16 protein-coding genes are annotated in these 16,217 nt (G+C 63.9%); 11 read left to right on the top strand and 5 right to left on the bottom strand.

Going from position 1 to position 16,217, the window contains the following annotated elements; genetic code table 11:
- Window positions 1-157: 157 nt before the first annotated feature.
- The 5 genes from acs to GRI97_RS09560 all read left to right on the top strand — a co-directional run bounded on the left by acs (window position 158) and on the right by GRI97_RS09560 (window position 7,083).
- Complete coding sequence (acs, locus tag GRI97_RS09580; RefSeq protein WP_161390979.1) at window positions 158-2,104, top strand: acetate--CoA ligase; 1,947 nt, start codon at window positions 158-160, stop codon at window positions 2,102-2,104.
- A 50-nt stretch (window positions 2,105-2,154) separates the two neighbouring features.
- A complete protein-coding gene (locus GRI97_RS09575) occupies window positions 2,155-2,778 on the top strand; it encodes a glutathione S-transferase family protein (protein WP_161390978.1) in 624 nt (207 codons plus the stop codon).
- Between the two features lie 238 nt (window positions 2,779-3,016).
- Window positions 3,017-4,099, top strand: a complete 1,083-nt coding sequence (locus GRI97_RS09570; protein ID WP_161390977.1) for an MBL fold metallo-hydrolase — start codon at window positions 3,017-3,019, stop codon at window positions 4,097-4,099.
- A gap of 205 nt (window positions 4,100-4,304) precedes the next feature.
- Complete coding sequence (locus GRI97_RS09565) at window positions 4,305-5,687, top strand: hypothetical protein (protein ID WP_161390976.1); 1,383 nt, start codon at window positions 4,305-4,307, stop codon at window positions 5,685-5,687.
- 118 nt (window positions 5,688-5,805) lie between these two features.
- Window positions 5,806-7,083 carry a hypothetical protein gene (locus tag GRI97_RS09560; RefSeq protein ID WP_161390975.1) on the top strand — a complete coding sequence of 426 codons (1,278 nt, stop codon included), beginning with the start codon at window positions 5,806-5,808 and terminating at the stop codon, window positions 7,081-7,083.
- Between the two features lie 180 nt (window positions 7,084-7,263).
- Here the strand turns inward: GRI97_RS09560 and GRI97_RS09555 are convergent, their stop codons facing one another.
- The 3 genes from GRI97_RS09555 to GRI97_RS09545 form a co-directional block, all read right to left on the bottom strand.
- Window positions 7,264-8,280, bottom strand: a complete 1,017-nt coding sequence (locus GRI97_RS09555) for an aldo/keto reductase (protein WP_328598529.1) — start codon at window positions 8,278-8,280, stop codon at window positions 7,264-7,266.
- A gap of 83 nt (window positions 8,281-8,363) precedes the next feature.
- On the bottom strand, window positions 8,364-8,789 hold the full coding sequence (locus GRI97_RS09550; RefSeq protein ID WP_161390973.1) for a barstar family protein: 426 nt from the start codon (window positions 8,787-8,789) through the stop codon (window positions 8,364-8,366).
- On the bottom strand, window positions 8,773-9,489 hold the full coding sequence (locus tag GRI97_RS09545; RefSeq protein ID WP_161390972.1) for a DUF6683 family protein: 717 nt from the start codon (window positions 9,487-9,489) through the stop codon (window positions 8,773-8,775). The genes GRI97_RS09550 and GRI97_RS09545 overlap by 17 nt, the downstream gene beginning before the upstream one ends.
- Before the next feature lie 171 nt (window positions 9,490-9,660).
- Here GRI97_RS09545 and GRI97_RS09540 point away from each other — a divergent pair, with 171 nt between their 5' ends.
- The 3 genes from GRI97_RS09540 to GRI97_RS09530 all read left to right on the top strand — a co-directional run bounded on the left by GRI97_RS09540 (window position 9,661) and on the right by GRI97_RS09530 (window position 10,678).
- Window positions 9,661-10,014, top strand: coding sequence for a hypothetical protein (locus tag GRI97_RS09540; protein ID WP_161390971.1), 354 nt, complete (start codon window positions 9,661-9,663; stop codon window positions 10,012-10,014).
- 3 nt (window positions 10,015-10,017) lie between these two features.
- On the top strand, window positions 10,018-10,413 hold the full coding sequence (locus tag GRI97_RS09535; RefSeq protein ID WP_161390970.1) for a GFA family protein: 396 nt from the start codon (window positions 10,018-10,020) through the stop codon (window positions 10,411-10,413).
- A gap of 94 nt (window positions 10,414-10,507) precedes the next feature.
- Entirely contained in the window at window positions 10,508-10,678 is a 171-nt protein-coding gene (locus tag GRI97_RS09530; RefSeq protein ID WP_161390969.1) for a hypothetical protein, read from the top strand.
- Here GRI97_RS09530 and GRI97_RS09525 read toward each other — a convergent pair whose 3' ends face one another.
- Both GRI97_RS09525 and GRI97_RS09520 read right to left on the bottom strand, forming a co-directional pair.
- Window positions 10,679-11,833, bottom strand: coding sequence for a CaiB/BaiF CoA transferase family protein (locus GRI97_RS09525; protein WP_161390968.1), 1,155 nt, complete (start codon window positions 11,831-11,833; stop codon window positions 10,679-10,681).
- A 6-nt stretch (window positions 11,834-11,839) separates the two neighbouring features.
- Window positions 11,840-12,868 (bottom strand): amidohydrolase family protein, encoded by a 1,029-nt coding sequence (locus GRI97_RS09520; RefSeq protein WP_161390967.1) that lies wholly within the window; start codon window positions 12,866-12,868, stop codon window positions 11,840-11,842.
- Between the two features lie 130 nt (window positions 12,869-12,998).
- On the opposite strand from GRI97_RS09520, the gene GRI97_RS09515 reads away from it, so the two are divergent.
- The 3 genes from GRI97_RS09515 to GRI97_RS09505 all read left to right on the top strand — a co-directional run bounded on the left by GRI97_RS09515 (window position 12,999) and on the right by GRI97_RS09505 (window position 16,213).
- Window positions 12,999-13,967 (top strand): helix-turn-helix domain-containing protein, encoded by a 969-nt coding sequence (locus GRI97_RS09515; protein ID WP_161390966.1) that lies wholly within the window; start codon window positions 12,999-13,001, stop codon window positions 13,965-13,967.
- A 164-nt stretch (window positions 13,968-14,131) separates the two neighbouring features.
- Window positions 14,132-14,809, top strand: coding sequence for a CDP-alcohol phosphatidyltransferase family protein (locus GRI97_RS09510; RefSeq protein WP_161390965.1), 678 nt, complete (start codon window positions 14,132-14,134; stop codon window positions 14,807-14,809).
- Window positions 14,810-14,965: 156 nt separating this feature from the next.
- Complete coding sequence (locus GRI97_RS09505; protein WP_161390964.1) at window positions 14,966-16,213, top strand: hypothetical protein; 1,248 nt, start codon at window positions 14,966-14,968, stop codon at window positions 16,211-16,213.
- The last annotated feature ends 4 nt before the right edge of the window (window positions 16,214-16,217 follow it).

Genomic DNA, 16,217 nt, shown 5'->3' with positions numbered 1-16,217 from the left:
ATCTGCCCCGGCATTGAGACAGATGGACCGTTCCGACTGATCTGACCGTGCTTTCCCGCCGCAAGCCTCTTGCGGCTGCGCCCCCTGCGGCTTAGCCCTTGGGCAGCAGGCCGCTGCGTTGCGACGGCCGGAAAGAAAAGCAGAACGGGAGCAGGCGATGAGCGAGGTGACAGTCCATCCGGTGTCGGCGGAATGGGCAGACAAGGCCCTGATCGGCGCCGAGGCCTATGCGGAGAAATATCGGCGTTCCCTGGCCGAACCCGATGCCTTCTGGGCCGAAGAGGCCAAGCGGCTGGACTGGATCAAACCCTTCACCCGGGTGAAGGACACCAGTTTCAACGTCGATGATTTCCGCATCCGCTGGTTCGAGGATGGCACGCTGAACCTGGCCGCCAATTGCCTGGACCGGCATCTGGCCGACCATGGCGAGCGGGTGGCGATCCTGTGGGAAGCCGATGATCCGGCCACGCCCGGCCGGCGCATCACCTATCGCGAACTCTATGCCCAGACCTGCCGGCTGGCCAATGCGCTGAAGGCGCAAGGGGTCAAGCGCGGGGACCGGGTGACCATCTATCTGCCGATGGTGCCCGAAGCGGCGGTGGCCATGCTCGCCTGCGCGCGGATCGGCGCCGTGCATTCGATCGTCTTTGCCGGCTTCAGCCCGGAGGCGCTGGGTGGCCGGATCGACGATTGCGCCAGCGATGTGGTGATCACCGCCGATGAAGGCCGGCGCGGGGGCAAGACCATCCCGCTCAAGGCCAATGTCGATGCGGCGCTGGAACACCACGCCCCCAATGTCAAAAGCGTGATCGTGCTGCGCCATACCGGCGCCGACGTGCCGATGGTGGCAGGGCGCGATATCGATTGGGCCGATGCGGTGGCCGGCCAGCCCGGCGATTGCCCACCCGAGGAAATGAACGCCGAAGACCCGCTGTTCATCCTCTATACCAGCGGATCGACCGGCAAGCCCAAGGGCGTGCTGCACACGACCGGCGGCTATGGCGTGTGGGTTTCGATGACCCATGAATACACTTTCGATTATCGCCCGGGCCAGATCTACTGGTGCGCGGCGGATATCGGCTGGGTCACCGGCCACAGCTATGTCGTCTATGGCCCGCTGGCCAATGGCGCGACCACGCTGATGTTCGAAGGCGTGCCCAATTTCCCCGACCACAGCCGGTTCTGGCAGGTGGTGGACAAATATGGCGTGGAGATTTTCTATGCCGCCCCCACCGCCCTGCGCGCTCTGATGCGCGAAGGCGATGATTGGGTGACTCGCACCGATCGCAGCACGCTGCGCCTGCTGGGCAGCGTGGGCGAACCGATCAATCCCGAAGCCTGGGAATGGTATTACAATGTGGTCGGCGGCGGGCGCTGCCCGATCGTGGACACATGGTGGCAGACGGAAACCGGCGGCCACATGATCACCCCCCTGCCCGGCGCCACGGCGCTGAAACCCGGCAGCGCCAGCACCCCGATGTTCGGCGTGCAGCCCGCGCTGGTGGATGGTGAGGGCCAGCTGATCGAAGGCGCGGCCGAAGGCGCGCTGGTGATCACCGACAGCTGGCCGGGCCAGATGCGCACCGTCTATGGCGATGATGAACGCTTCTTCCAGACATATTTCAGCACCTTCCCCGGATATTACTTCACCGGCGACGGCTGCCGCCGGGACGAGGATGGATATTACTGGATCACCGGGCGGATCGACGATGTGATCAATGTGTCCGGCCACCGCATGGGCACGGCCGAGATCGAAAGCGCGTTGGTGCTGCATGATCTGGTGGCCGAAGCCGCCGTGGTGGGCATGCCGCATGACATCAAGGGCCAGGGCATTTACGCCTATGTCACCACCATTGCCGGAACCGAAGACAGCGACGATCTGCGCCGCGAGCTGATCCAGTGGGTGCGCAAGGAAATCGGCCCGATCGCCACGCCCGATGTGGTGCAATTCGCCCCCGCCCTGCCCAAGACCCGCAGCGGCAAGATCATGCGCCGGATCCTGCGCAAGATCGCCGAAAACGACACCGGCAATCTGGGCGATACATCAACGCTTGCAGATCCGGGCGTGGTGGATGATCTGCTGGCCAACCGTCCCGAAAGCTGAACATTGTTCCGGTAATTGAACCACACCAACCCCCTGAAAGGCCGTATTTAATGATCACCGTCTATCACGCCCCCCGTTCCCGTTCGCTGCGCGTCATCTGGCTGCTGGAAGAGATCGGCGATCCCTACAACATCGAAGTCAGTTCCATCCCGGCCCCGGCCGAATATCTGGATGTGAACCCGATCGGCACCTATCCGGCGATCGACGATGACGGCGTGACACTGAATGAATCGCTGGCGATCCTGCAGTACATCACCGGCCGCCGCCTGTTCGGCCTGGCCGAAGGTGCGCCCAGCTTCACAATTGGCCCGGTGCCGAGCCCGGCCGATTATGCCGCGCATCTGCAGTTCCTGCATTATGGCGAAGCATCGCTGCAGTCTGCCGTCAGCGCGCTGTTCCGCACCATGGTGATGGGCGGCGAAGACCAGAACAACTGGACCGCCAATGATGCGCGCACCCAGCTGATCCGCCGTCTCAAGCTGCTGGAAGATCGCCTGGCCGATGGCCGCGATTACATCATGGGTGATGCCTTCACCATTGCCGACATCTCGGTCGGCACCGCACTGCTCGCCTTCGCCCCGCTGGGCCTGGACGATGAGCTGTCGGACAATGTCAAGGCATACCGCGCCCGCCTGCAGGAACGTGAAGCGTTCCAGCGCGCGCTGACCAAGTAAGAGCTGGCTGGTCCCGCAAGGGATCAGTCTGCCAAAATGGCCGGTGGCGCTGACGCGCTGCCGGCCATTTTTGCATCTGACAACAACATATTTCTCAAACGGATCAGCCGGTTTCCGCGCCGCTGCCCGACCGGCACGGCGGGCGATGAAATTTCGGACCGAATCCATTTGTTCACGCCCGCCGGCTTCGCTACCAATCGCGGCAAAGTGTTTGGGGACGTCCCCGGGGAGAGACTGAGTGAAGAAACATCTGATCATCGCGTTGCTGGTATCCGGCAGCCTTTCCACCGCCTGCGTGGCGCAGCCGGCCCCCACCGCCGGTGCCCCGGCGCGCCCGGCCGCCGCCGCGCCGCGCGGATCGCCGCTGCCGCCGCCGACCCCGGCCGAACACATCACCGGCAATGTCTACAAGATCTTCGGCGGTGGCGGGAACACGCTGGTGATCGTGCAGGATGCCGGCGTCGTGCTGGTCGACACCAAGATGCCGGACAATGGCCAGGCCATTCTGGATGAAGTGCGCAAGATCACCGACAAGCCGATCACCACCATCATCAACACCCACAGCCATCCCGATCACATCGGCAGCACGGATTTCATCCGCGCGCAGTTCCCCAATGTGCGCGTGATTTCGAGCGAGGCGACGAAGACGGAAATCACCGCCAATCCGCAGCACAACCCGGCGGTCGTGCCCAATGAAACCTACACCGGGCGCATGACGATCGGCGAAGGCGCGGACCGGATCGAACTCTACAGCTTCGGCCGTTCGCACACCGCCGGCGACACATTCGTGGTGGTGCCGTCGGCCAGGCTGCTGTTCATGGGCGATGTGATGGCTTGGAACATGGCGCCGTTCCTGCCCGCCGGTGGCGCGATGGAAATCGCCGATGTGGTCGAACAGCTGGTCGCCACGGTCAAGGATGTCGACATCGTGGTCGAAGGCCATGGCCATGTGAACGATTGGGCCGGGCTGCAGCGCATGGCCAAGTTCAACCGCGCGCTCGTGACCAATGCCCGCGCCGCCTATGATCGCGGCGATGCCCCCGGCACCGCCGTGGCCGAATTGCAGCGCAATCCCGATTTCGCCGTGCTGCTGGACACCAAGATCAAGCCGGGCCTGGAATATGGCAACACCCCGCTGGCGCGCGCGCATATGAATGTGAACGTGGCCTTCCAGGAATTTGCCGGCGAACCGGTCGGCTTTGGCGTGGCCAATGGTCAGCCGCTGGCGCAGACGGACAAGCACAAGGGTTCCAACCCGGCCGATACCGCGCCGCCGGCTGCGCCCCAGTCGGGCGCTGCAGCCCAGCCGCACGCGCATTGATCGCTGACTGAATACCGCCGCCGGCCGCGTTTCCCGCGTGGCCGGCGGATTTCGGGCTGCACGCTGCCGCTTGGCCTGCACGGCCTGTCGCAAGCGTCATATACGCTACACGCCGATCCGGAAATCCTGCCCTCGACAGCGGTTTTGAGGAGCAGAATGCATGCGATCCAGCGGGCGATTCACGGGCAGACAGCCGAAACTGGCCTTGGCAATCCTGACAGCCCTGGCCGGCACATCGCTGGCCACGATCATCCCGGCCAGCGCCCCGATCGCGCAGCAGGCCGATGCCACCACCCGCTTCACCCGTGACCCCGCCTTGCTGCGGCAGAAACAGGCCCAGATCGTGGCCGCCATGCGCAGCACCGCGCCCGAAGCCGCCGCCGATGTCGAACGGCTGTTCGCGCAGGATATCATCGCCATGATTGCGCCGAGCCTGCGGGAACTGGGGCTCGATCATCAGGACATGGCCGATATGACCACCGCCTATTGGGTCGCCGCCTGGGAGGCATCGCAGGGCATCGTCGGGCGCAAGACCGATCGCGCGATCATGACAGGCGCGCGCAACCAGATCGCCGGCATCGTCCGCAGCAATCCGGCGCTGGCGCAGATGAGCGATGCGGAAAAGCAGGATGTCGCCGATACCATGATGCTGCAGGCGATCCTGATCGAGGCGCGCATGGGCGCGGCGAGCAAGGCCGGCGGCACCATGCCCCGGCAGATGAGCGACACGATCCATGCTGAAGCCAATCAGTTGCTCAACACCGATCTGCGCCAGGTAACGCTGAGCCCGGCTGGTTTCACGCCCAATGGCGGGGCCCGAGCCAATACTCCGGCTGCAAGCACGCCGACTGCCGGCAATCCGGCGGCAGGCACGGCTGCGCCGCCGCCGCGCCCTGCCGCTGCGCCCGCAGCCGGGGCCCATGCCGCCAATTGGAACCAGGTCGATGGCGTGTTCTTCCGCGCCTTCACCACCTTCGGCGTCGGCGGGATCGTGATCACCGATTACGAGCCGGTGATCCTGTTCAAGGACGGCAGCTATTACGAGATCGAGGGCGACGCGCTGGAAGATGTCGATCTGGCCGCCAGCCGCCGGGCCAAGCCGCGCAATTGGGGCCGCTGGAGCAAGACCGGCCGCACCTACAATTTCACCAACAGCCAGGGCCGGGCATCCGACGCCGAATTGCAGAACGGCAATTTCTTCCAGTCCTTCCCCGGGGAGGCGAGCGGCGGCAAGCTGGCGGCGAAATACACCCGCGTTTCGGGCGGCGGCAATTCGGCGATGGGCGGGGAAATGACGATCAGTTCGCAAAGCGATCTGACCTTCGCCGCCGATGGCCGCTACACCCGCGCATCATCCTTCGGCGCGATCGGATCGGGCAGCATGAGCGGCGTGGGCACCTCCGTCGCCAGCCGCAACCGGCCCGCCGGCGTCGGCCGCTACACGATCGACCGCCACACCATCACCCTGACCGAGCCCGATGGCACCACCAAGCGGCAGTTCTTCGCCTTCGGGTCGCGCGGGGACCCGGCGCAACCGGCGCAAAACATGCTGTTCATCGGCAACCGGGTCTACATCATCCTGGATTGAGTCGAGCGAAAGTAATCCCGACAGTACTTATTGAGCGATTACCAAGACTGTACAGCAAAGCTGATCGACTCTTTTGTCGAATCGGCGTATTGTCCGCCCATCTTGCCGGGGGGCTCAAATGATCGGACTGCGCAAACGCACACTCGTCGCACTTCTGGCAGCAGGGGGCGGCGCAGTGGTCGCCGCCAGCCCGGCCCTGACCCAGAATGCACCGCCCCCACCGGTCCGCTACACCGTGGATGCGGGCACCCTGTCCGGCATGGCCGCCATGGGATCTGCAGCCAGTGGATCGGGTGGCGGCGGATTGGGCGCCGCGATGGTGATGATGGGCGGCGGGGGGCGTGGCCCTGCCCATGAACTGACGCTGCGGATCGGATCATCCCGCCCGGCCGATGGCCCGCCCAAGGCCGACCATTTCATGCCGCAGGCCGCCGGTCTCGGCCTGTCCGTGCCGCTCAACACCCCCGGCCCGGTCGGGCGCGAAGAACCGGCCGAAGAATTGCCGAACCAGATGCAGACGCCGAGCGGGCGCCTGCTGCTGTATTGGGGCTGCGGCGAAAGGGCCGGACCGGGCCAGCCGGTGGTGATCGATTTTTCCAAGCTGGCGCGCGGGCAGATGCCACAGGGCCTGTTCGCTCCATCGCTCAACCTGCCCGATGACTGGTCCATCCGGCAGGGCAATTCCACCACCTATGGCTGGTGGAACAACGGGCATGACGGCAAGAGCCTGCCCTCCAACGCATCGCTGCTGGGCCAGCATCGCATTGCCGGCAATTATGCGCCGGAAATCAAGTTTGACCTGAAGCAGGATTTCATGGGCGCGCTGCAGACGACATCGCGCGATCTGCCGAGCGGCGCCGTGGCGCTGAGCTGGAATGCGCTGGCCGAAGCAACCGGATATTACGCCTGGGTGATGGCCATGCCCGATGGCGGCGGCGATCAGCCGCGTGACGTGGTGTGGTGGACATCATCGGCCACCCAGCAATTCGGCGGCCCGATGGCCGACTGGATTGCCCCGGCCGGCGTGCGCCGCCTGATCGAAGCGCGCACGGTGATGGCCCCGACGCAGACCGAATGCACGATCCCGGCCGAGGTCAAGAACGGCGGGGAAATGATGATGGCCAATCTCTATGCCTATGGCCCGGAAGTGAATTTCGCCTATCCGCCCCGCCCGGACAATGCCCGCACGCCCTGGAACCCGGAATGGATCGCCCGCGTGCGGTACCGTTCGCACACCATGTTCATGCCCGGCATGGAGGCGATGATGGGCGGTTTCGGCGGGGAAGATCAGGCCGAAGGCGGCCAGGCCGCCCAGCCGCAGCCCGAACAGCCCCGCAAGCCACGCTGCCGGGGCCTGGGCGGAATTGCCGCACGTGCGGCGGGGCTGTGCGAATAGGCTGGGGTTGTTCCACAACCGGATTAATCAAGCTGGTTCATTCACAAACTACGCTCGCCTTGAGCCTGTCGAAGGGCAGGCAAAACACCTGAGACAGGCCCAACCGGCGTGCCTATGCTTCGACAAGCTCAGCATGAGCGGGTTTGGTGAAGGTTTGAAGCGAGAAAACAGAGTTCGGCATCACCACACTTCCTGCCGCCCTTCCACGGGATAGGCCGGGTCGGTGTAGCCATGCTGGGAGGCATGGCCCGGGCGGACCAGATCGTCGACAAAGGCTTCGTCTTCCGCATCCAGCCGCACATCCATGGCGGTCAGATAGGCATCCCATTGCTGTTCGGTGCGCGGGCCGGCGATGGCGGCGCTGATCAGGCGGTTGCGCAGCACCCAGGCGGTGGCGAACTCTGCGCTGGTGAGGCCGCGTGCTGCAGCCCGTTCTCCGATAGCCTGGGCTACGGCGAGCGATTCCGGGCGCCATTCGGTCTGTTGCAGCCGGACATCGCCACGTGCGGCGCGCGATCCTTCGGGTGCGGCGGCGCCGGCGGCGTATTTTCCGGACAGCACGCCACGCGCGATCGGGCTGTAGCTGACCACGCCCAGGCCGTAATGGCCGGCTGCGGGCAGCTGTTCCACCTCCGCCTTGCGATCGACGATATTGTAAAGCGGCTGGCTGACCACCGGGCGCTCCATACCCAGCTGATCGGCCAGGCGGCAGATTTCCGCGATCCGCCAGCCGGAGAAATTGGACACGCCGTAATAGCGGATCTTGCCCTGGCGGATCAGATCGGAGACCGCGCGCAGTGGTTCTTCCAGCGTCTGGCCCGGTGCCGCCTGATGGAAATAGAGGATGTCGATGTAATCGCTGCCGAGCCGTTTCAGGCTGGCCTCTGCCGCCTGGATCACCCATTTGCGCGACTGGCCGCGCTGATTGGGGCCGATCCCCGAACCATAGCCGAACTTGGTCGCCACCAGCCAGTAATCGCGGTTTGCCGCAATGGCGCGCCCGACGACTTCTTCCGACGCGCCGCCGTTATAAGCATCCGCCGTGTCGATGATGTTGATGCCCCGGTCGAACGCCTTGCCGATGATCCGGTCCGAAGTGGCCGCATCGGTGGCGCCGCCGAACATCATCGCCCCCAGGCACAGCGGCGAAACCTTCAGCGCGCTGCCCCCCAGGGGCCGGTATTCCCAATCGCTCACCCTGCTCTCCATCTTGTTTTCGGGAACGGCATCGCATGGTCGCGGGGCATCAGGCAAGCCAAGCCGGCGTGCTGCCGGAGCCGCTATTCCGGTTGCAGCGTGATGTTGGGGTGATCGGCAATGATCTGCTGGACGATGTCGAAGAAGGTCGGCCCTTCCCCCCGTTCCAGCGCATCCAGATCGGCGCGGATGCGCTGAACATTGAAGCCTTCGGGCTGGTCGAGCTTCGCCTGATACCAGCCGCGCGTGGCATCGCGGCCCAGATCCTGCCGGTTGCGCTGCATCTGCCGCCAGATCAGCACCACCGGGGCATCACCCTGCAGCGCTCCGTAACCGCCATAAAGCATATCATCCAGCGCATCGAGGCTGTGGCCCAATTGCCAATCTTCACCGGCCATGAAGACCCGGTTTATTTCTACATAGAAGGATGCAATGTCACGGATATGCGCCCCTTCGATGATGATGCTGGCGCCGTTATCCCCATCGTGATCCCTATCGTTTGGTGACAAAGCCCTGCCCCGTCAGTTCCATGCGATCGGGATCGATGCCGGAGGCAAGCAGCGCGCGCCGGGCCGTGCCCTGCAGGCCTTGAATGGCCGCCTGGTCGGCCGACTTGTGTGCCCGTTCGGATACCAGATCCATCAGCACCGCCTGATACAGCAGGGTTTCGGCAAATTGCTGGCGCTTGGCCGGGTTATCGAGCCCCGCGCCGGCGAGATCGAAACCGGCCGCCGTCTGCGCGCGCAGCCCGGTGACCGAAAGCTGCGGCTGTGGCGTGGTGATCCCCTTGGCTGCGCCCCACATGGCCAGCCGGTAAATGGTGACCGCATCGATAACATCGCCCGATCGCAGCCCCATGGCAGCGACCGCCCGATCCATCATGGCGATCAGATCATGCCGGGCGAAAACCTGCGCAAGCTCCTCCCCCGCATCCTCACTCTCACGGGCAAATGAGTCGATCAGAGCCTGCTGCACCTTGCGCCGGATGGTGGGATCGACGGTGTAACCGGGATCGATCCCGGTTCGGGCGGCAGGGCGGCGCGGCTGCGGATCGTCATTCTCTTCGGCCGGATTGACGATCATGTGCTGGCGCATGGTCGCGTGGACCTGGTTCATCGCTTCCGAAGTGGCGAGATTGTTCCAGTCCTGCGCAGCGGCAGGCTGGATCCAGAACGGGAGGGCCATCAGGATCAGCGGTAGCCGCATCATATCACCCCATGCAGTGGCATCAGTGCAGCCAGATATATCCTGTCAGCGGGGCCAGCGCCTATGCCCGGCCCGGCAGCCCGTCCCGCGCGGGTTTCGCCCGGTCGCGAATGCCGGTTTTTGGGCTGTGGCGAGAGTGGTATCGCCCTGACTTGACTTGATCATGGGGATGCGATGTCATCCGCCGTCATGGGAATGATCCTGCCCGCCTTGCTGATCATCATCGCCATCATCGCGGCGCTGGTCTGGCGCGGGCGGCAGTTCGGCCGGCTGGCGCGACATGGCGTGCCGGTGACGGGCACAGTGGTGCGCAAGATGCGCCAGGGCGGAGCGCAAAGGATCGCCTTCACCTATCGCGGGCCCGACGGGCACGAGTATCGCCGTGCTGCCACGATCGCGCTGGGCAAATGGGTGGAACTGGCAGAAGGCGGGCCGATCCCGATCATCTGCCTGCCCGACCACCCGCAGACCAGCGCGCCGGCGTGGCTGATCGAAGATGCCCGGCGGGCGTTGAAGCTGCAGCCCTGATCCATGCAGCGCACTGCCACCTGCCGCTGCGGGGCGTTGCGCGCCATCTGCAATGGGGAACCGGTGCGGATATCGGTGTGCCATTGCCTGGATTGCCAGCGCCGCAGCGGCAGCGCCTTTTCAGCGCAGGCCCGTTTTCCCGCCGACTGCGTGGAACTGATCGGGGAGGCGCAGATCTATAGGCATCAGGGCGACAGTGGCGCGCATGCGTCGTTCCATTTCTGTGCGCTGTGCGCTGGCACGATCGCCTATGCCAATGCGACCATGCCCGGGCTGATCGCGATCCCGCTGGGCGCCTTTGCCGATCCGCATTTTCCGCCGCCGCAATTCTCCGTGTATGAAGAGCGCAAGCATGGCTGGGTCACGATCGCGGGCGATGGCATAGAGCATTGGGACTAGAGATGGTTGCCCCCGCGCACAGCCGTGATCCGTTATCCGCTGCCGCCGCGATACATACTGCAGAGGGGCGAAAAACGCCTGGCAGGAACAGATCATGAGCCATTGCACCCACCATTTCGTTGCGTCTGCGGATCAGGGCAGCAGTGCCATCACGGCGGCCAATGGCTGCGATCAGCCCTGCCCCTATGGCAATTTCTATCACTGCTGCATCGTGACCGGGCCGCATGACGGACCGCATTTTTGCGACCAGGGGCATAGCTGGTAGCTAGCCCTTCCCTACCCGTGGCGAAGGCTGCGAGGGCGTGAGATCCTCTCCGGCGAAGCGGATCGGGGTGCGCAGGCCGGGGATCGGCGTGCCGTCATCGGCCTGCATGGCCAGCACCATGCCACGCGCCGCCACCTGCGGATCGGTCAGGGCGGCGGCGACATCGTTGATCGGGCCGGCGGGAATTCCCGCCGCCTCCAGCGCGGCGAGCAGATCGTCGCGCGTCCACATCGCGGTGATCCGCGCCACTTCTGCAGAAAGCGCCGATCGGTCGGCGACGCGCCCGGCGTTGGTGCGCCATTCTTCGCGCGGGTCCAGATCCAGCAGCAAGGTCAGCCGTTCGAACTGCGCATCATTGCCGACTGCGATGACGATCCAGCGTTCCCCCTCCGTACCCGGTCGCACGGGAAACGCTTCGTAAGGGACGATATTGGGGTGGGCATTGCCCAGCCGGCGTGGCGTTTCGCCGGATACCAGCGCGTTCATCGCCTGATTGGCCAGCGTGCCGACCATTACATCCAGCAGGGCCATATCGACATGCTGTCCGTGCCCGGTCGCCTCCCGCTGGCGCAGCGCGGCCTGGATGCCGATCACTGCATAGAGCCCGGTCAGAATATCGGCATAGGCCACGCCGATTTTCTGCGGCGCGCCATCGGGATCGCCGGTCAGTTCCATGATGCCGCCCATCGCCTGGATGATGAAATCATAGCCGGCGCGATGGGCATAGGGACCGGTCTGGCCGAAGCCGGTGATCGAGCAATAGACCAGGCGCGGGTTGATCGCGCTGAGGCTGGCGTAATCAAGCCCGAACCGAGCGAGGCCGCCGAGCTTGAAATTCTCGATCAGCACATCGGCATCGCGCACCAGATCGAGCACCAGTGCCCGGCCTTCCTCGGTGGCGAAATCGGCCACGACCGAGCGCTTGCCGCGATTGGTGGCGTGAAAATAGGCAGCATCGCGCGTGCCATCGGCATAGGTGACGAAGGGGGGGCCCCAGCGACGCGTGTCATCGCCGCCGGGGCTTTCCACCTTCACCACATCCGCCCCCAGATCGGCCAGCACCTGCCCCGCCCATGGCCCGGCCAGGATGCGGGCCAGTTCCACGACCTTGATGCCGGCGAGCGGACCGCTTGGGGAATGAGGGGCGTCGGTCATGGCGTCCTATTCGGCCGGGGGAATGTGGAACACGCGTTCGGCATTGCCGTGGCAGACAGCGTGCATTTCCGCCTCGCTCAGCGGCGCGGTCTGGATGAATTCGACCGCCTCCTTGATCGGCTGATAGGGATAATCGATCGACCACAGGACATTTTCCACCCCCATCCGGTCGATCGCGTAACGCAGCGCGAGATGATCTTCCACGCCGCTGGTGGTGAAGACGAAATTGTCCTTGAAATATTCTTCCATGCTCCGCTGCGTCTTCGGCGCGCGGCCGACCTTCTGCGCCCGGCTGTTCATGAAGTTGATCCGCCAGATGAAGAACGGCACCATTTCGCCCATGTGCCCGACGCAGATCTTCAGTTTCGGGAAACGGTCGAACACGCCGCCGGCCATCATGCGCAGCATATGGGTGCCGACCTCCACCCCATAGCCCCACATGGCGCTGTCCATGGCGTAATCCTGCAGCGGGCCCTTCAGCGTGTCGGAGGGTGAGCGCGGGTGAATGTAGATGCAGGCATCATGCGCCTCTGCCGCCTCCAGGATCGGCCAGAAGCGGTAATCGTCGAAATAATCGCCATTGGTGTGGCTGTTGACGACCAGGCCGTTCAATTTCAGCTCTGTCATCACCCGTTCCACTTCCTTGGCCGCGCGTTTCGGGCTGTGCGGGGCGAAACTGCCCAAGCCGACGAAGCGGGTGGGATGCTTGCGGATGATTTCGGCCATGCGATCGTTCGACAGCGCAGCCAGATCGGTGGCGGTATCGGCGTCGAACATCTGCACGCCGGGCGCCGTCAGCGTCAGCAGTTGCATGTCGACGCCATGTTCGTCCATCTGCGGCAGGCGCCGTTCTTCCACGTCGAGCAGCCCTTCGAGGAAGTTCATCTTGCCATAGCCGGAGGTATCGACCTCCGCATCATAGATGCCCTTGACCAGCAGCTTGTCCAGGCTCTGGCTCGGGCTGCGGGACACCTGCTGCAATTCGGCGGCGACTTCGGGAATGGACCAGGCTTCTTCCGTGGCAATCAGGCGCATCAATCTCTCTCCATGGGTGACTTTTATGATTTTGTGCGGAGACTAGCGGCTGAGGCCGGAGCGGCAATCCTGAAATCCAGCAAACACGCGCCCCATTGCCCGGCGCGGCACTGCGGCCTAGCCTGAGGGCATGGAGCAGCCGCGCCCGACAGAAGACACCAGCTGGAGTTCAGCAGGCCTCGCCCGGCGCGATGCGATGAACCAGTGGAGCGAATGGGCAGCCAGCACGATCGCCCCGATCGAGGTAACGGTGTTCGACACCGATGCCTTTGCCGCGCGCTGGGCCAGCCACGGGATCGGTCAGCTGCGGCTGCTGCATCTGCATGCCCCGGCCCAACGGGTGACACATACCGGGGCGGAGGGGAGCTCGGGCCGAGCGACCCCGTCGATCCAGCTGGTCTATGCCCGGCATGGGGCGATGAAGACGCTGATGGGTGGGCGCCGGTTTACGGTGGAACCCGGGCAGTTCGTGCTGCTCGACAACACCAAATTCTACCAGATGGAAATGGAAACCCCGCATGAGTGCATCGATCTGATGATGCCGCAGGCGTGGCTGGAAAAACATCTGCCCGATCCGGGCGAATTGCTGGCGCGGCCGATCTGCACCCGCGCGGGCTGGGGTGCACCCTTGGGGGCGCTGCTGGAAACCATTCTGGATGATCTGGTCAATGCGCCGCTACCGCGCCCGCTGATCGCCGAACAGATCGGCGGCTTGCTGGGCCTGGCGACCGGTTTTCACGAGGCGGCGGGCACGCGCCATCGTGGCCAGCTGGCGCGGCAGATCCTGCGCCGGATCGAAAGCGCCTATGCCGACCCCGATCTGTCGCCTGAGCGGGTGGCCGATGATTGCGGGATTTCCAAACGCTATCTGCAGACATTGCTGGCCGGCAGCGGCACCAGCTTCGTGCAGGAAATGAACGCCATCCGGCTCGACCGGGCGAGCGACATGCTGGCCGATCCACGCGCCCGTACATTGGCGATTGCCGATGTCGCCTATCGCTGCGGATTTCTGGACCCCGGCTATTTCACCCGATTGTTCCGCAAGCGGTTCGGCATCACGCCGCGCGCCTGGCGGGCCGGCCATGCACCGCAATCGTGAAATTGGCGCAGGCAAAGCTGGCACAAAAAGGAACGGTCAGGCGATTTTCGCATGAATTTGCGTCATAGCGGTTACAAACGGCGGCAGAATCTGCAGATGGCAGGCCTTACATTCATGTCAATCGTGCTATGGGCGGCTGCTGATTGCCGAAAGCACCCCCCCGCATGTTAGACAAGACCAGTAAAGAATCCCTCGCCCTGGACCGCATTCAGGACAATCTCCTGGCGCGCAATGAGCGCAGGCTGCTGAACTGGTTGTGCGCGCGGCTGCCCCGTTGGGTAACGCCGGACAAGCTGACCATTCTGGGATTGATCGGCAGCTTCATGACCTTTTCCGGCTATGTGCTGAGCAATCTGGGCCCGCTCTGGCTGGTGCTGGCGATCGCCGGCTATTTCGTGAACTGGTTCGGGGACTCGCTGGACGGCAGCATCGCCCGTTTCCGCCATATAGAACGGCCATCCTATGGCTATTTCATCGATCACAGCTGCGACGGTTTGACCGTGCTGATGATCCTTACCGGCATGGGGCTCAGTCCGTTCGTGACGATGGATTACGCCATGGTGGCGCTGGCCGGATATCTGTTGCTGGCGATCCACACCTTCCTGTCCGCCCGTGTGCTCGGCGAGTTCAAGCTGTCCTACATGGCTGGCGGGCCCACCGAACTGCGCGTGATGCTGATCGGGCTGACGGTGATGATGATGGTGCTGGGGGATGATCCCGGAATTTTCGGCAAGATTTCGGGCTTCGACATTTTCGTCGGCGCGGCCGGGGCGGTACTGATCGTGCTGTTTGCCACGCAGACCTTCGTCACCGGGCGTCGCCTGGCCAAGATCGACAGCTGAGCGGCAGCACACCGACGCCTGCTGCTTTGCGGCAAATCACTGGAACATCAGCGCCACCCCGATCCCCCTGAGTGCAAGGCGAGGTACCGCCGGAGTTGACGCGCCCTGCCACTATGGCAAGAGAGCCGCGCGACCGTATCTGACGCCGGGGGAACAATGTACCAGACTATCAGGCAGAAAATCGGCGTCGCGCACAACAGCGCCAAGGCCGCACCTTTGCCGCTGTTCTACATTTTCTTCGTGCTGTTGCTGGTGTTCAATATCGCGCTACCCAAGGGCGGGATCGCGGTGGGCGTCACGCCGATCACTTTCGGCTATCTGCTGATCGCGGTGACTGCACCGGTCGGCTTGCTCGGCGTGCTGCTCAGCCGGCTTGCTTCCCCCCCGGCCATGCTGAACTTCATCCTCGGCTATGTTCCCATCGCCTCGCTGGCCCTGCTGAAGATCATGTATGGCGGCTCCACATCCGCGCTGATGATCTACACCGTCGTGCTGGTGGCCATGCCGGCGGTGATGTTCATCGTCTACGCGCCCTATATGGAATTGCTGACCGAAGATCAGCTTGGCCGACCGATCGTGTGGTGCATCCGCTTTGCGGTCTTGTGGGGGCTGATGAACTTCGTGATCTTTGCCTTTACCAGAACGCTGATCGAGGTTCAGTTCCTGACCGTCAACCCGCTGGATGCGGGGGAAATCTACAGCAAGAACAACCGGCGCGGCATATTGATGAAGCTGGTTTCCACCTACAACAACGGCAATCTCTATGGCGTGTGCATGGGCATGCTGGCGCCGATCTATTTCTATTTTGAACGCTCGCGGATCTTCATTGCCGCCTTCTGCCTGGCGATGCTGCTGACGCTGAGCCGGACCGTCTGGTTCGGAATGATCTTCATCGGCATATTGATGGCCATGTTGGGCCTGCTGCGGGTGGACCGCCCGGTGATCTGGTATGTCACCGCAGCCATGGCGCTGATGGGGGTGGCGCTGCTGCCACTGATGGGCTGGACCGCTGAACGCGTGGTGGAAACCGATCTGGGCGGGCGCATGATCTATTGGGATGAGCTGGAGCTCTCCGCCCTGGGGTCAAGCACAGTCCGGATCAGCGAGGTGCTCTATGCCGGCCTGCTGCAGAGCTTCGGTATTCTGGGGACTATTCTGGCACTGTTTGCTTTCGCTTTCCCCATCATCTTCGGCATAGCGAATATCAGCCAACTGTCCCGCCTGCGCCGCAGCGCGATGATCGGCCTGTGTTCCTATCTGATGATGGCCGCATCCGACGCGGCATTCATCTTCCCCCCGACTATCGCGATCTACATGTTCGTTGCCACGCTGGTATATCGGCGCGGCTATGCCGGCCCGCAGAAGCATAGCCGGCCCGTGCCCGCCACCGCTCAGCTGCGCTGAACCC

Origin of the sequence: Croceibacterium xixiisoli (assembly GCF_009827305.1) — a bacterium.
GTDB classification, from domain to species: domain Bacteria; phylum Pseudomonadota; class Alphaproteobacteria; order Sphingomonadales; family Sphingomonadaceae; genus Croceibacterium_C; species Croceibacterium_C xixiisoli.
The sequence above is the reverse complement of the archived record's forward strand: the minus strand, read 5'-3'. Positions and strand labels throughout refer to the sequence as shown.

Coding starts and splice junctions, on each gene's coding strand:
- acs (WP_161390979.1), top strand. CDS start 158: ATGAGCGAGGTGACAGTCCATCCGGTGTCGGCGGAATGGGCAGACAAG.
- GRI97_RS09575 (WP_161390978.1), top strand. CDS start 2,155: ATGATCACCGTCTATCACGCCCCCCGTTCCCGTTCGCTGCGCGTCATC.
- GRI97_RS09560 (WP_161390975.1), top strand. CDS start 5,806: ATGATCGGACTGCGCAAACGCACACTCGTCGCACTTCTGGCAGCAGGG.
- GRI97_RS09545 (WP_161390972.1), bottom strand. CDS start 9,489: ATGATGCGGCTACCGCTGATCCTGATGGCCCTCCCGTTCTGGATCCAG.
- GRI97_RS09540 (WP_161390971.1), top strand. CDS start 9,661: ATGTCATCCGCCGTCATGGGAATGATCCTGCCCGCCTTGCTGATCATC.
- GRI97_RS09535 (WP_161390970.1), top strand. CDS start 10,018: ATGCAGCGCACTGCCACCTGCCGCTGCGGGGCGTTGCGCGCCATCTGC.
- GRI97_RS09530 (WP_161390969.1), top strand. CDS start 10,508: ATGAGCCATTGCACCCACCATTTCGTTGCGTCTGCGGATCAGGGCAGC.
- GRI97_RS09525 (WP_161390968.1), bottom strand. CDS start 11,833: ATGACCGACGCCCCTCATTCCCCAAGCGGTCCGCTCGCCGGCATCAAG.
- GRI97_RS09520 (WP_161390967.1), bottom strand. CDS start 12,868: ATGCGCCTGATTGCCACGGAAGAAGCCTGGTCCATTCCCGAAGTCGCC.
- GRI97_RS09515 (WP_161390966.1), top strand. CDS start 12,999: ATGGAGCAGCCGCGCCCGACAGAAGACACCAGCTGGAGTTCAGCAGGC.
- GRI97_RS09510 (WP_161390965.1), top strand. CDS start 14,132: ATGTTAGACAAGACCAGTAAAGAATCCCTCGCCCTGGACCGCATTCAG.
- GRI97_RS09505 (WP_161390964.1), top strand. CDS start 14,966: ATGTACCAGACTATCAGGCAGAAAATCGGCGTCGCGCACAACAGCGCC.